Raw genomic sequence first — 15,502 nt, 5'->3', positions numbered from 1 at the left:
TCCTTTCGGTATACGGGATGTACGTGGCTCAGCCGGATGTCTCGTCTGGAGAGGACGCCTTGGGGCGGCTGAGCCGGAGCAGCACGGCGGAGGGCGCGGTGGGCAGGGTCACGGTGAGGTGACCGGTGTCCGGGTGCCAGCCGGTGGTGGCCTGGCTGGTCGAGGGGTAGAGCAGGTCCGCGCGGACGTGTGAGCCGCGCAGGTGCGGCAGGCTGAGAGTCGCGGAGCTGTCGGTGCCGGGGCGGCGCCAGGCCGTGAGGTAGGTGGTGTCGCGAGTGCGCAGGGCCAGCGCGAGCCAGGGATCGTCCCAGGCGGGGAGGCCGAGTGGCCAGCAGGGCACGGCCTGCGCCAGGTCGGCTCGGATGGCCTTGTAGACCGTCACCGCCTCATGGACGAGGGCGCGTGCCTCGGGCCGCAGTTCGGGCAGCCGGCCGGAGAGGTGGATGCGGCCCAGGAGAGCGTTGGCCATCGTGAACGCGACCTCGTCGAGGGAGTCCTCCGGCTGCGGGTAGGCCCAGACGGCGCCCTGTTCGGGGGTGACGGCGGTGGGTGCCGAGGCCGCGATGGGTGAGTAGAGCAGGAGGTTCTGCTGGTCGCTGGTGGACTGCACCTGCAGCCGGGACAGCAGGGCGTGGTCCCACCGCATGCCGCCGGAGGAGCAGTTCTCCAGCACCAGGTGGGGGTGCCGGTCGAGGATGCCGTCGAGCCAGTCGAGGTGGGCGCGGTTGTGGCCGAGCAGCCCGGCTCCGGGCGACTCGCCGGGACGGTTGCTGGTCCCGGAGCCGGGGTCGATGTTGTGGTCGAGCTTGAGGTAACCGACGCCCCATGTGCCGGCCAGGCGGTCCACCACCCGGTCCAGGTGGGCACGTGCGGCGGGGTGACGGAGGTCCAGGTGGTACCGGCCGCCCTCCACGACGCGGACGCCGTCGCGGCGGAAGAACGCCTCGTCGGGCAGGATCCCGGCCACGGGGCTGTGCACGCCGACCACTTCCGGCTCCAGCCACAGCCCCGGGACCATGCCGCGTGCGCGGATCCGGTCCAGCACCTCGTGGATCCCGTTCTCGCCGGGGAAGCGCGAGGCGGCCGGTTCCCAGGCGCCGACGGTGGTCCACCAGCCGCCGTCGCCGTCGTCGTACCAGCCGGCGTCGATGACGAAGTACTCGGCGCCGGCCTCGGCCGCCGCGTCGACCAACGGCAGGAGTTTGTCGGTGGTGGGGTCGCCCATCAGGCAGTTCATGTAGTCGTTGAAGATGACGGGCAGCCGCCTGTGGTCGGGATGCGGGCGGCGCAGGGCGCGCCGGTAGCGGGTCAGCGCGGCGAACGCGGCGTCCGGTCCGCCGTCGGCGCTGAACGCCACAGCGGCGGGTACGGCGCTGAAGGCCGTCCCGGGTGCCAGGGCGTGCCGCCAGCCGTGGTGCGTGTCGGTCGGCCCGGACAGTGCCGTGTACGCCGCGCCGTGGCGCTCGCCGCACTCCCAGCGCCAGCTGCCGTTGTGCTCGATCTGCCACACCCAGGTGAGGCCGGAGTGACGGTCCGTCAGCCCACCCATGGGTAGATGCCCGCAGCTGGACCAACTGCCCTGCCCGGTCAGAGCGAACCCTCCTCTGCCATTGCCGAATTGCACGCGTCCGCTCAGGACGGGCGAGGTCAGGCGCATCGGACGGCGCTGCCACCGGCATTCAGCGAGCCAGTCGTTGTCCGCCCACAGCAGGTCCGCGGCGTCGATGGCCGCCGGACCTGCCGCGGTCAGGCCGCCCACGACGAGAGAGCTGACCGACTCCAGGAACACGGTCTCCCGGCCTTCGTTGCGCAGGGTCACCTCGCCGCGCACGACGGGCACACCGTCGGGCGAACGGTACGTCACGTCTGCGACCAACCCGCTCTCCGGATCGTGGAGTTGGACGGTCAGTGTGTGCCAGTCGCCCTCGCGCGCCGTGTGGTGGCCCCGGTGGCGCAGCCGCCCGCCGATCGTGGTGTCGACGAGGCGGTTGCCCGACCAGCCGCGGCCGTGCCCCGCGGCCGTCACCTCCACCAGGGGCAGGGAGGCATGGGGGTTCGCGTCACCGCCGGCGGGCGGTCCGAGGTAGGTCAGGAGGGGGCTGTCGTTCTCATCAAGGGTGATCTGGAGCCGAAGGGCGTCGTGACCCCAGCGGATCGTGTGCTGTTCCTCGGTCATGGTGGCCTCTCGGAGTCAGGTCCTGCGCAGCACCGCGCAACCGCCGGGGGGCAGCTCGCGGACCCCGGCGCCGGTGAGCAGGTCGTGAGCGGGATCCGGCAGCGGCACGGTGTCCGCGCGGTGGTTGAGCAGGAACTGCCAGCGACGGCCGTCGGACGCGTGCCGGGTGACGGCTTCGACACCGTCCGGCAGACCCGGCGACTCCTCCGGCTCGACACCGGCCTCGTGCAGGACCCGGCCGACCAACGCGCCGTAGTCGGTGTCGTCGAGGCGGGTGGAGACGTACCAGCCCTGCCCGGTTCCGTAGCGGTGCCGGGTCAGTGCCGGGCTGTCGGCGAGCATGCCGTGGGTGTAGGCGGCGAGCGTCTCGGCGCCCTCGGCACGCAGGGACTCGCTCCATACCGAGCCGTGCGAGCCGTCCGACAGGGTGATCCGCTCATCCGTCCGCAGCGGGCGGTGCTCCTCGACACGGACGCCCAGGGCCTCGCGCAGCGGCCCGGCTGGATAGCCGCCGAGCCGGGCGTGCATGCGGTCGTCGACGCATCCGTTCGCGTACTGGACGAGGAGCGTCCCGCCGTCGGCGACGTAGCGGCGCAGGTTCTCGGCGCCCGCGTCGGACAGGAGGAACAGGGCCGGCGCGACGACGAGCGCGTAGCGGCTCAACTCGTGCTCGGGATGGGCGAAGTCGACCGTCACGCCGGCGTCCCACAACGCCCGGTGTGCCCGGCTCAGCTCCCCGTGGTAACCGAGGGCGGCGGAGGGCAGGCCGTCGACGCTCAAGGCCCACCAGGCGTCCGCGTCGTGCAGGACGGCCACGGACGCGTCGACCGTCGAACCCGCCAGCTCGCCGAGCCGGGCGACCGCCTCCCCGACCTGTGTGACCTCGCGGAAGATACGGCTGTCGGGGCCAGCGTGCGGGACCATCGCCGAATGCCATGTCTCGGCACCGGCCCGGGACTGCCGCCACTGGAAGAAGAGGGCACCCTCCGAACCGCGCGCGATGTGGCCGAGGGTGTGGCGCAGGATCTCCCCGGGTTCCTTGCCCAGCACCCGGTCGCTGTCGTAGACGGTGTTGGTGCCCTGTTCCATCAGCAGCCAGGGGCTGCCGCCGCTCAGGGAGCGGACGCGGTCGGCGTGGAATGCGGCGTCGGCGGCGGCGTCGAGACCCGGCGACCCCGGGTAGTGATCGGAGGTGACCACGTCGAGTTCGCGGGCCAGCGCCCACAGGTCCAGGTTCTGGTAGGCGGGCAGCATCAGGTTGGTCGTCACGGGCCGGTCGCTGTGCGCGCGGATCGCGTCGCGCTGTTCGCGGTAGGCGGCGACGGTCTCGTCGGACCAGAAGCGGCGGAAGTCCAGGCTCTGGCCCGGGTTCTTGTGCCACTGCGTCGCGCGTGGTGGCAGCACTTGTTCCCAAGAGGTGTAGCGCTGGCTCCAGAAGGACGTTCCCCAGGCCTCGTTGAGGGCGTCCAGTGAGCCGTGGCGGGCGCGCAGCCACACCCGGAAGGCCGCCGCCGCGTGCTCGCAGTGGCAGAGCGTGGCGTACTCGTTGTGCACGTGCCACAGCGCGAGGGCCGGGTGGTCGCCGTACCGTGCGGCGAGGGCCGAGGCGATCCTGCGGGCCGCGTTCCGGTAGGCGGGTGCGGCCAGGCAGTAGGTGTCGCGGCTGCCGTGGGTGAGGCGGGTGCCGTCGGGTGTGACCGGCAGGGCGTCGGGGTGGGCAAGGGTGAACCAGGGCGGCGGGGAGGCCGTCGGTGTGGCGAGGTCGACGGCCACACCGTTCGCGTGCAGGCGCTCCAGGTGGGCGTCGAGCCAGGCGAAGTCGTAGCGGCCCTCCTCCGGTTCGAGCAGGGCCCAGGAGAAGACGCCCACGGTGACCAGGTTGACCCCGGCCCGGCGCATGAGTGTGTCGTCCTCCTTCCAGACGGGCTCGTCCCACTGCTCGGGGTTGTAGTCCCCGCCGAAGGCGAGCCCGCCCAGACGGTCGGTGACGCTGCGGGCGGTCATGGGTGTTCCTCCGGTACGGGAGTCGGGTGTGGTGTGCTCTCGCGGGTGGCCGGCACCGGCGCCAGGGGTGGAGGCCGGCGGCCGGCGTGGCCGTAGTGGGGGAGCGGTCCCTTTCAGGCGGCGGGGAGAGGCGAGCGGGACCGCTCCCGGTCCGGGGATGTGCCGTCGGCGCGGTACCGCTTCAGCCCTTGACGGCGCCGGTGCGCAGGCCGCTGCGGAAGTTCCACTGCGGGGGGCACGCCCGTGACGCCCTTCGGGTAGGCCGGCAGCGCCGCCTTCGAACCCGCCTTCGTGTTCGTATCCGTGTGCCGCTGTCCGCCACCCCCGTGGGCGGACAGGGGCGGAGCCGGTGCGGCCGCTCCCGGGAACGAGGCGGCCGCGCCGACGAAGCTTCTGCGGTTCAACGCGTGCGGCATGGTGGCGACCCCTTTCCCTTGGTGTCGAAGCGCTTCACCTGACTCGCGAAGTTAACGGACATGTTTCGTGCGAAACAAGAGTGCGAACATAAAGAGAGGTTCTTTTCGCAGGTCCATTGACAGTCCGTCATGACGATGAAAGCGTCGATGCGCTTCGACAATCTGTCTTCAGCCCGACATCCACTCCCGCTTGTTGAGGGGCATGACTCGTGGGTTCTCCCTCCCTTTCCGCCACCGCCCGGCTGCCGTTCCGTGATCCCGCGCTTCCGTTCGGGAAACGTGTCGACGACCTGCTGGACCGGCTCACCCTGGATGAGCGGCTCGCCCTGCTGCACCAGTACGTCCCGGCCGTCCCGCGCCTCGGCATCGCCTCGTTCCGCACCGGAACCGAGGCGTTGCACGGCGTGGCCTGGCTGGGAGTGGCGACCGTCTTTCCCCAGGCCGTGGGGCTGGGAGCCACGTGGGACGAGGATCTGGTGCGCACCGTCGGCGAGGCGGTCTCGGTCGAGGCGCGCGCCTTCCACCGACACCGGCCGACCGCGACCGGATCCGGCACGAACAGCCTGCAGATCTGGTCGCCCGTGGTGAACCTGCTGCGCGATCCGCGATGGGGGCGGGGCGAAGAGGGCTACTCCGAGGACCCGTTGCACACCGCGCGCCTCGGCACCGCGTACTGCCGGGGCCTGGCCGGCGACCATCCCGACTACCTGCGCGCCGCTCCGGTGCTCAAGCACTTCCTCGCCTACAACAACGAGAACGACCGCTGTGTCACCTCCTCCGGCCTACGCCCCCGCGTGCTGCACGAGTACGACCTGGCCGCCTTCCGCCCGGTCATCGCCTCCGGCGCGGCCACCGGCGCGATGGCCGCCTACAACCTGGTCAACGGCCGCCCCTGCCACGTCAGTCCGCTCATCGAGGACGAACTGCGGCGCTGGGCAGGGCAGACGGGCCATGAACTGTTCGTGGTCAGCGACGAGGAAGCGCCCTGCAACCTGGTGGAGCTGGAGCACTACTTCGAGGACCACGCCTCCTCCCACGCCGCCGCGCTGAAAGCCGGCATCGACAGCTTCACCGACCACCGCGAGGACAGCGCGGCCGTGATCGGCCGGCTGCGCGAGGCGCTGGAGCGCGGACTGATCGAGGAGGAGGACGTCAACCGGGCGGTGCGCCGCCAGCTGCAACTGCGCTTCCGGCTGGGCGAGTTCGACCCCGATCTCGATCCGTACGCCGGCATCGGCCCGGAGGTGATCGACTGTCCCGAGCACCGCGCCCTGGCCCTGCGCGCCGTGACCGAGTCGGTGGTCCTACTCAAGAACGACGGCCTGCTGCCCCTCGATCCGGAACGAGCACCACGGATCGCCGTCATCGGGCCGCACGCCGACGCCCTGTACGAGGACTGGTACAGCGGCACCATGCCGTACCAGGTGGGCATCGCGACCGGTCTGCGCGCCGCGCTCGCAGACGGCGGCGGCCATGTGGTCCGCGTGCCGGGCGCCGACCGGATCAGGCTGCTCTCCCGTACCTCCGGCAAGCCGCTGGGCGGGACTTCGTTCGATGTCCAGGAGTGGGGCGACGGCGTCCTCACCCTGTGCGACGCCGACACCGGCCGCTACCTCGGCGTCCAGGACGACGCCTCCCTCGTCACCGACCGGGCGCTCCTCAAGTCCTGGTTCGTCGACGAGACTTTCCGGCTGGAGCCCGCCCCGGACGGCGAGGGCGACACCTTTGTGCTCCACAACGTGCGCACCGGCCGCTACGCCGCCCGCGATCCCGCCGACGGCCGGGTGCGCGTCACCGCCGAGACCCCCGAGACGGCCGAGCGCTGGCAGCGCAAACTGCTGCGCGACGGCGCGGCCGAGGCGCGGGCCGCCGCAGAGGAGGCCGACGTGGCGATCGTCGTCCTCGGCAACCACCCGATGATCAACGGCCGCGAGACCGAGGACCGTACCGGAATCGGCCTGCCCGAGACGCAGGAAGCGCTGCTGCGCGCGGTCGCCGCCGTCAGACCGGAGACCGCGCTGGTCGTCATGAGCAGTTACCCCTACGCCGTCGACTGGGCCGACGCCCACCTGCCGGCCCTGCTGTGGACCTCCCACGGCGGACAGGAGACGGGCCGGGCGCTGGCCGCCGTCCTGCTCGGCGCGGCAGACCCCGCCGGCCGGCTGCCGCAGACCTGGTACCGGGGCGGGGACCCACTGCCGCATCCACTCGACTACGACATCATCAAGGCGGGCTGGACGTACCAGTACCACCGGTCCGCACCCCTGTACTCCTTCGGACACGGCCTGTCGTACACCGACTTCACCTACCGCGACCTGCGGCTGTCCACGCCGTCCATGGCCCAGGACGGCTCAGTGGACGTCTCCGTGACTCTGGCCAACGCGGGCACACGGTCCGGGAGCGAGGTGGTCCAGCTCTACGTCCGGGCGGTCGATGCCCGCTACGAGGCACCCCGGCTCCGTCTCGCCGAATTCCGCAAGGTGCGGCTCGCACCGGAGCAGAGCCAGGAGGTGACCTTCCGGCTGCCGGCCGAACGACTGGCGCACTGGGACGTCACCGCGGGCGCCTTCACCGTCGATCCCGGCCGATACGAGGTGCTCGTCGCGCGCTCGGCCGAGGACATCGTCCTCGGCGCGCCGCTCACCGTCACCGGTTCCCGACCCGCACCACGGGCACTGGTGGGCCGGAGCACCCTCGCGGTCGACTTCGACGACTACACGGACATCGCCCTGGTCGACGCCACCCGTGCGAGGGGCGATGCTGTCGCCCCGGCAGATCCCGCTCACCCCGCGACCCTGCTGTTCCGCGCCGCGGACCTGTCCGGTGCCGCCTGCTTCGAGGCAGAGGTCGCGCGCGAGGCCGCCGGACCGGGTGAGGCACGGCTGGAGGTGCGGGCCGGAGACCGTCTCGTCGCGGAGACCGCAGTACCGGTCACCGGCGACCGCCACACCTGGACGACCGTCACCGTCGCGACGGCGCCACCTGCCGATGGCCCCCACGATCTGCGGCTCACCCTGCACGGCGACTTCCGGCTGGCCTCCTTCCGCTTCACCGCACCGGATGAGGCACTCGCCGGAGACCACGCGCCTGCCCCGCGGAGCGAGGAGGGTGCCCGGTGAACACCCCGCCCTTCCCGACGCTCCCCGGCGGCTTCCGCTTCGGCGCGGCCACGTCCGCCTACCAGATCGAAGGCGGCCACGACGAGGACGGCCGCGGGGCCTCCATCTGGGACACCTTCAGCCACACTCCCGGTCGGACGCACGCGGGTGCCACCGGCGACACCGCCGCCGACCACTACCACCGCCACCGCGAGGACATCGCGCTGCTGCGCGGTCTCGGCGTCGACACCTACCGCCTCTCGATCTCCTGGCCCCGCCTGCTGCCCCGGGGCATCGGCCCGGTCAACACCAAGGGCCTGGACTTCTACGACCGCCTCATCGACGGCCTGCTGGCCGCCGGTGTCGCTCCCGCCGTCACCCTCTACCACTGGGACCTCCCACAGGGCCTGGAGGACCGTGGGGGCTGGCGCGTGCGGGAGACCGCCGAGGCGTTCGCGGCGTACGCGGCACTCGCCGCCGAGCGCTACGGCGACCGGGTGGAACGCTGGATCACCCTCAACGAGCCGTACTGCTCCGCGTTCGTCGGGCATGCCGAGGGCCGACACGCCCCCGGCACACAGGAGGGACGGGGCGCACTGGCCGCCGCCCACCATCTGCTCGTCGGCCACGGTCTCGCCGTACACGCCCTGCGCGCCGCGGGCGTCGCCGGGGAGATCGGCATCACCCTCAACCTGGACTGCATCCACGCCGCGTCCGACCGGCCCGAGGACATCGCCGCCCGCCATCGCGCCGAGACCCTGCACAACGACATCTGGACAGAACCGCTGTTCGCCGGACGCTACCCCGCGCACGAGGCCGAGACCTGGGCCGGGCTCGCCGACGGCCCCTGGCGGTTGCCGGGCGACCTGGACCTGATCGGCACGCCGCTGGACTTCCTCGGCGTGAACTTCTACCGGCCCCTCACCGTGGCCGCCGCACCGCACCGCGTGGCCGACCCCGACCAGCGCACCGCCGTGGACATCGGCGTGGCCGAGCTGGACCCGTACGGCACGCGACACACCACCATGGGCTGGCCGGTCGTCCCGTCCGCGTTCACCGAACTGCTCTGTGGCCTCCATGTCCGCTACCCGCAGTCGCTGCCGATCTGGATCACGGAGAACGGCTCGGCGGAGGCCGACACCGTCGCACCCGACGGCTGCATCCACGATCCCGACCGTATCGGCTATCTCGCCGAGCACCTCGCCGCCGTGGCCGATGCCATGGCCGCCGGTGTGGACGTACGCGGCTACTACGCCTGGTCGCTGCTGGACAACTTCGAGTGGGCACGCGGCTACGACCAGCGCTTCGGACTGGTCCACGTCGACTACGACACTCTGACCCGCACCCCCAAGGACAGCTACCACTGGTACCGGGGTCTGATCACCGCGCACCGTGCGCGTACGGAGGAACCTGCCCGATGAAGTTCACGGACGGCTACTGGCTGATGCGCCCCGGCTGCACGGCTCGCCATGCCACCGAGGTCGCCGATGTACGCGCCGACGACCAGCGGATGACCCTGTACGCGCCGGTGAAACATGTGAGCCGGCGGGGTGACACCCTCAACAGCCCGCTGCTGACCGTGGAGTGCTGGTCCCCGGCCGAGGGGATCATCGGCGTGCGCACGACCCACCATGCCGGATCGGCGCGCCGGGGCCCGGAGTTCGCGTTGCCCGGCGCCGGTGCGGACGCCGGCAAGGTGCGCCGGGACGGGGCGGTGCTGGAACTGGTCTCCGGCGAACTGACGCTGCGCGTGGACACGGAACAGCCGTGGCGGCTGGAGTTCGTCGCCGACGGCCAGGTGCTGACCTCCGCGGGCGAGCGCGGCAACGGGTTCGTCACCGACGCCGAAGGCCGCCATCACATGCTCGCCCAGCTGTCGTTGGGAGTCGGAGAGCTTGTCTACGGCCTGGGGGAGCGATTCACGCCGCTTGTGAAGAACGGGCAGACGGTGGACATCTGGCAGGCCGACGGCGGCACCAGCAGCGAACAGGCCTACAAGAACATCCCGTTCCACCTGACCAACCGTGGATACGGCGTCTTCGTGAACCATCCCGGCAGGGTCAGCTACGAGGTCGGCTCGGAAGCCGTCGGCCAGGTCCAGTTCAGCGTCGAGGATCAGTCGCTGGAGTACTTCGTCGTCCACGGCCCGACCCCGAAGCAGGTCCTGGAGCGCTACACCGCGCTCACCGGCCGCCCGGCCCTGCCGCCGGCCTGGGCGCTGGGCCTGTGGCTGACCACGTCCTTCACCACCGACTACGACGAGGCCACGGTCGGCCGTTTCATCGACGGCATGGCCGAACGCGGTATCCCGCTGAGCGTGTTCCACTTCGACTGCTTCTGGATGCGCGCCCACCAGTGGTGCGACTTCGCGTGGGACGCCGAGACCTTCCCCGACCCGGAGGGCATGCTGGCCCGGCTCAAGCAGCGGGGACTGCGCGTCTGCGCCTGGATCAACCCGTACATCGCCCAGAAGTCACCGCTGTTCGAGGAGGGCATGCGCGAGGGCCACCTCGTACGGCGTCCGGACGGCAGCGTGTGGCAGTGGGACCTGTGGCAGGCGGGCATGGCCCTGGTCGACTTCACCAACCCTGCCGCCCGCGACTGGTACACCGGCAAACTGCGCACACTGCTCGCACAGGGCGTGGACTGCTTCAAGACCGACTTCGGCGAGCGCATCCCCACCGATGTCGTCTGGCACGACGGCTCCGATCCGGAGCGGATGCACAACTACTACACCCACCTCTACAACCAGGCCGTCTTCGACCTGCTGCGCGAGGAGCGCGGCGAGGGCGAGGCGATGCTGTTCGCCCGCTCGGCCACCGCCGGAGGCCAGCAGTACCCCGTGCACTGGGGCGGCGACTGCGACTCCCACTTCAACGCCATGGCCGAGTCGCTGCGCGGCGGACTCTCCCTCGGGCTGTCCGGGTTCGGCTTCTGGAGCCATGACATCGGCGGCTTCGAGGGCACTCCCACGCCGACCGTGTTCAAGCGCTGGGTGCAGTTCGGTCTGCTCTCCTCGCACAGCCGGCTGCACGGCAGCCGGTCGTACCGCGTCCCGTGGGACTACGGCGAGGAGGCTGTCGAGGTCACCCGCGAGTTCACCCTCCTCAAACACCGCCTCGCCCCGTACCTGCAGCGCGCCGCCCAGCAGGCCCACACCACCGGCATCCCGGTGATGCGGGCCATGGCCCTGGAGTTTCCCGGCGACCCCACCACCGGTCATCTCGACCGGCAGTACATGCTCGGCGACGACCTGCTCGTCGCTCCCGTCTTCACCGACGACGGCACGGCCGAGTACTACGTGCCCGAGGGCACCTGGACCAACATCCTGACCGGCGTCCGGGTCACCGGCCCTCGCTGGGTGCGCGAGCAGCACGACTTCCACACCTTGCCGTTGCTGGCTCGCCCCGACTCGGTCATCCCCTTTGCCGCCGACGACCAGCGCCCGGTCTCGGCCTGGGCGGACGATGTCGAGCTGAGGGTGCACGCCTTCGCGGACGGGGCTCGCCGCACGGTCGCGATCCCGACTACGAACGGCCCCGGCGAGACGGCCCGCTTCGATGTCCGCCGCGAGGGCGACCGCCTCAGCGTCACGACCGACAGCCCACACCCCTGGCGGCTGCGTACGGGTGGCCCCGACGGCACCCTGCACATCGTCGCCGCGGGGCCCGCGACCACCGAGTTCCGTTACGAGGAGTGAACCTACTTTCCGTAGCCGGCGGCCGCGATGCCGGCCTGTACGGCTCCCTCAGTGGCGTCCGAGGGGTAGCCGGAGGTCATGACGCCCTCGTAGAAGGTGCCGGCGGAGCCGTGGCTGTTGTCGCCGCCGATGCCGAGGATGATGGCGCCTTCCTTCTTCATCGGGTTGTAGCCCGCGACATTGGGGCGGGTTCCGCTGTAGAAGGTCGACAGGCCGCCGGACTGGGCGTTGCCGCCGCGGATGGCCCAGTGGTTGGGCTCGCCCTTGACGACAGCGGTCAGATAGCGGTGGCTGATGGAGGGGTCGTTCGCGTTGTAGTGCTGATTCACCCCGGAGAACAGGCCGTTTTCGAGGTCGGCCATGATCCAGGGACCGTTGCCCGATCCGTAGCCCCAGACCTTGATGTTTCCGAAGTAGATGGCTTCCATGGTGCCGTTGCCGTTGTCGCGGCTGTTGGTCTCGGCGTTGCCGTAGTCGAAGCAGCAGCCGCCGTTGTAGTGGGTGCCGTCGAGTACGGCGTACATGCCCTCGGGCTGGTCGCCCTTGGCGACACCGTTGGTGTTGTTGTTGCGGTACCCGGTGCCCGGGGCGACGTAGACGCCGTAGGCCTTGTGGCCGCCGATGGTGGTCGGTGCGGCGGTGGCATTGGCGAGGTTGTCGTAGCCGCCGGCGGCCGGGCCGGAGAACCCGCCAGGAGGTGCCTGGGTGAGGCGGTTGCCGCGGCCGGACTGGTCGTAGATGACGGTGATGACGCAGGTCGTACCGGCACAGAACGAGTCCTGGGCGGCGGCGTTGGCATATCCGCCACGGCTCAGGACGCCGATGTCGCGGGTGGTGTTGTCGGAGGCGCGGCGGACCTGGTACAGCGGGCCGTTGTAGGAGCCGTACAGCGCGCGGGTCGTGCTGTGCGCCGCCACGCAGGGGGTGCCTCCGGCGGCGTAGAGGTCGCACGGCAGCGAGGCGGCGGCCGGGGCGGGGGAGGCCGCCGGGGCTGCGGGTGCGGTGCCGGTGAGCACGCCGAGGCTGAGCGCGGCGGTCGCTCCGGTGGCGAGCAGTGCACGGTGCAGGGGCCGTATCCGCGGGCGGACGGTCATGAGTGAGCTCCTTCGATGGTGGGGGGTGTCTCACGTGCCGGCGGTGTGCCGGATTCAGAACTGCGTGAAGAACTTCCAGACCTCGGCCGGCACCCAGGTCCGGGAGCCGCTGTCGCCGCCGGCTCCGTCCTGAGGCGTGGGGATGTGGCCGTCGTCGAAGGCGGCCCACTCGACCGGGTGTCCGGTGGAGCATCCCGAGCAGGTGGTGAAGCGGTGCGTCAGGCTGCCCTGTGCGGGCTCGGGCGGGTTCTGGGGAGTGCAGCCGTTGTTCCTGACGAACCGGTCGCGCAGGGCACGTCCGCCGGAGATGCCGAGCACGTTGTCCCGGATGCCGTGTATGCCGAGGTACGCCATGGGGCGGGTGCCGCCGTCGCAGCCGCTGAGCCGCCAGCCCGACTGGACCGCGACCGCACGGAAGACGGTTGCCCGAGCACACGCGAGCGCGTAGGTCATGGTGTCGACGAAGATCGCGGTGCTGTTCGCCGGCCGATAGGCGTGGTCCTGGCCGGAGTTGGCCGGCACCTTCGGGATGTAGCTGCGGCTCTTGCCGTTGATCCGGAGTGTACGGCTCCCGCTCGTCAGCGTGGGGGCCTTACCGCAACCGGCGGTCGAGGTTGTGGCCTTGCTTGCCGTGAGGGAGGCGTCCTGTACGTCGTGGACGCCGTTGCGCAGAGCTGTGCCGCCGGTGGCCTTGACCAGGGCGAGAACTGTCGCGACCACGGCGGACCATAACGGGGGTTTGGGCATCACATCGCTCCGCCTTCTGTCGGATACGGCTTGCTACTTCCCAATAGGGAACAGGTGGTTCGGTATATCGAACTACGCTCGGAACTTCGGACTCTTCAGGATGATAGGAACCGCGCCGCAGACGTCAATGCCCGTCACTTGATTCACCCGAAGTCGATGCTCGCCGAAGCGGTGGGCAGTCCCGACCGCCACACTGACTTCGGCGATGCCGTGGCGGACGCGTTCGCGCCGCCGGCGGCGTGGTTCACCCGATCGAGCAGCTTGCGCCGTTGAGCCAGAACTGCGACGGATCGGCGTCACTGCTGGACCAGGTGCCCTGGAAGCCCCAATAGACGCTCCCGCCCTGCGCGACCGAGGCGTTGGAGGAGGTGTTCCCGGCGTTGATGCTCGGGCCGCTCTGCTTCACCGTGGCGTTCCACTGGGCAGTGATCTGGGTGTCGCCGCCGAAGTTGAAGCCGAGGTCCCAGCCGTTGATCTGGCCAAGGCTGTTGTTGGTGAGGGTGACGGAGCCGATCAGGCCGCCCGGCCACTCGTTCTTGTTGTAGACGACCCGGCAGGCGGCGTCGGCCGGGTGTATCTGGACGACCACGACCGAGTACGCGGGCACGGTCTGCTGAGTCGCGCTGCCGGCGGTGGCCGACGTGATCGAATGAGCGTTCTTCAGATACGAGTAGACCGTCGGGGCGGCGGCGGACGGGGTGAATCCGCTGTAGCCAAGGCTGACCGTCGCGTCGTTGTCCGGATCCTTGTTGATGAGCATGACGTCCACGTCGCCGTTGGCGCGGCGGACGGTGTGCGCGGACAGCAGCGAGTTGGAGCTGGTGGCCTTGACCATCGTGTCGCCCGCGGCGCCCAGCTTGGTGATCATCTGTGTGCCGTAGTACGCCGGGAACGGGGTGTTCAGCGGGGGCTCGCACGAGGCGCCGCTGGAGAGCATGCCGTAGTCGTTGTAGTCGGTGGCGCCTTCGACGCTGGTCAGCCCGGTGCAGTCGGTGCCGTTGTGCATGTCCCACCAGTCCACGCTGAACGCGCCGTTCTCCAGCCAGGTCACGTACTCGTCGGGGGCGAACAGGCCGTTGGGGGAGGTGTCCCGGTAGGACGTGGCGTTCGCCTCCGTCACCGCGATGCCGACGCTGTCGGCGTTGGTACCCGCGTACTGTTTGATCAGCGAGCGCACCGTGCCGGTGATCCTGGGGATGTCGGCCTGTGGCTTGGTGAGCAGGTCGGCCTCGCTCGTGCTGTTCGGGTAGTGGTGCACGATGACGAAGTCGATCTTCGATCCGACGATCGACAGGACCGTGTGGTTCCAGTCCGCGGTGTCACCGGGCCCGGTGATGCCGTCCGGCCAGCCTCCTGGGGTGGTCAGCACCGCACCGATCTTGATGGAGGGATCGACCGCCTTCATCGCCGATATGTACTGCAGCACGTTGTTCGCGTAGGTCGTGGCGCTGTGGCTGGAGTGGTGGTCGGTCTCCCACGGGGAGCCGTACTCGCCGTTGCCGTACTGCTCGTTGCCGACCTCCCAGTACTTCACGCCGTAGCGCTTGGTGACGTTCGCGTACTGCACCCAGGAGGCCGCCTCCTGCGGCGTCCCGGTGCCGTAGTTCACCGTGATCGTCGGCTGCGCGCCTGCCGCACGCGCCGTTCCCATGAAGGTGTCGAAGTCGGTGTTCGGGGCGACATAACCGCCGCCCTCCTCGGTGTTGGTCTGCCAGTGGTAGACGTCGGCGACGCTGCCGCCGGGATAGCGGACGCTCCCCACGCCTTCCGCGCCGAGCAGGCCCGGGATGTCGGAGCGGGTCATGTTGGGGTCGTAGACCGCGACGTTGGTGCCGACCCCGGTGGACGGGATCGTCGCGAGCTGCTGCGCCGCGTCGACCGACACGGACACGGTGGTCGAGGCGGAGGCGGGCGGCGCGGCCGCGGTGACCGTGCCGGCGGCTGCGAGCAGCAGGGCCGCGGCCAGCGCGACCGTCCGACCATGGAACCTACTGATGGACCATCTCATGTGTCTCTCCAGAGATACTGATCATGGTGCTCTGCAGGACGGAAGTGCCGGGTCTGGTCTTCGGGGCACCGGGCGATCGGTGGCTGTCGAAGCGCTTCACTTTTCCTCAAGGTAACGGAGATGTTTCTCGGGAAACAAGCGACGTGAACTCAAGAGAATTTCTCTGAGAGGGCGTCATGGCAGTGGGTCCCGCGAGGAGTTGAATCCGTCCCCGGGATGCGTCGATGCGCTTCGACAACGCTTCGACAGACCGGGTCAG

The 15,502-nt window shown here is 70.4% G+C and carries 8 protein-coding genes and 1 pseudogene; 3 read left to right on the top strand and 6 right to left on the bottom strand.

Annotation, left to right across the window (positions count from 1 at the left end):
* Positions 1-28: 28 nt before the first annotated feature.
* From ACFC8N_RS24180 to ACFC8N_RS24170, 3 genes are all read right to left on the bottom strand, one after another.
* Positions 29-2,176: an alpha-galactosidase gene (locus ACFC8N_RS24180; RefSeq protein WP_376289647.1), complete on the bottom strand. Its 2,148-nt coding sequence runs from the start codon at positions 2,174-2,176 to the stop codon at positions 29-31.
* Positions 2,177-2,191: 15 nt separating this feature from the next.
* The gene (locus tag ACFC8N_RS24175) at positions 2,192-4,180 is read right to left on the bottom strand and encodes a beta-galactosidase (RefSeq protein ID WP_376289645.1); all 1,989 of its coding nucleotides are present in this window, start codon (positions 4,178-4,180) and stop codon (positions 2,192-2,194) included.
* 113 nt (positions 4,181-4,293) lie between these two features.
* Positions 4,294-4,596, bottom strand: a complete 303-nt coding sequence (locus ACFC8N_RS24170; RefSeq protein WP_376289643.1) for a hypothetical protein — start codon at positions 4,594-4,596, stop codon at positions 4,294-4,296.
* Positions 4,597-4,805: 209 nt separating this feature from the next.
* On the opposite strand from ACFC8N_RS24170, the gene ACFC8N_RS24165 reads away from it, so the two are divergent.
* Genes ACFC8N_RS24165 through yicI form a run of 3 tightly spaced genes read left to right on the top strand, consistent with a single transcriptional unit; the run spans position 4,806 to position 11,394 of the window.
* Positions 4,806-7,715 (top strand): glycoside hydrolase family 3 C-terminal domain-containing protein, encoded by a 2,910-nt coding sequence (locus ACFC8N_RS24165; RefSeq protein WP_376289641.1) that lies wholly within the window; start codon positions 4,806-4,808, stop codon positions 7,713-7,715.
* Positions 7,712-9,115, top strand: coding sequence for a GH1 family beta-glucosidase (locus tag ACFC8N_RS24160; RefSeq protein ID WP_376289639.1), 1,404 nt, complete (start codon positions 7,712-7,714; stop codon positions 9,113-9,115). The genes ACFC8N_RS24165 and ACFC8N_RS24160 overlap by 4 nt, the downstream gene beginning before the upstream one ends.
* Positions 9,112-11,394, top strand: coding sequence for an alpha-xylosidase (gene yicI, locus ACFC8N_RS24155; protein ID WP_376289637.1), 2,283 nt, complete (start codon positions 9,112-9,114; stop codon positions 11,392-11,394). The genes ACFC8N_RS24160 and yicI overlap by 4 nt, the downstream gene beginning before the upstream one ends.
* Positions 11,395-11,405: 11 nt before the next feature.
* On the opposite strand, the pseudogene ACFC8N_RS24150 reads toward yicI, so the two are convergent.
* The 3 genes and pseudogenes from ACFC8N_RS24150 to ACFC8N_RS24140 form a co-directional block, all read right to left on the bottom strand.
* A pseudogene (locus tag ACFC8N_RS24150) lies at positions 11,406-12,488 on the bottom strand (arabinofuranosidase catalytic domain-containing protein); the annotation flags it as partial.
* Positions 12,489-12,542: 54 nt separating this feature from the next.
* Positions 12,543-13,235 (bottom strand): alpha/beta hydrolase family esterase, encoded by a 693-nt coding sequence (locus tag ACFC8N_RS24145; RefSeq protein ID WP_376289635.1) that lies wholly within the window; start codon positions 13,233-13,235, stop codon positions 12,543-12,545.
* 244 nt (positions 13,236-13,479) lie between these two features.
* Complete coding sequence (locus tag ACFC8N_RS24140) at positions 13,480-15,243, bottom strand: cellulose binding domain-containing protein (RefSeq protein ID WP_376289634.1); 1,764 nt, start codon at positions 15,241-15,243, stop codon at positions 13,480-13,482.
* Between the last annotated feature and the right edge of the window lie 259 nt (positions 15,244-15,502).

This window comes from Streptomyces sp. NPDC055966, assembly GCF_042269865.1.
Lineage (GTDB): Bacteria > Actinomycetota > Actinomycetes > Streptomycetales > Streptomycetaceae > Streptomyces.
Note: the sequence above shows the minus strand (reverse complement) of the source record. Positions and strands in the feature narration are given on the sequence as shown.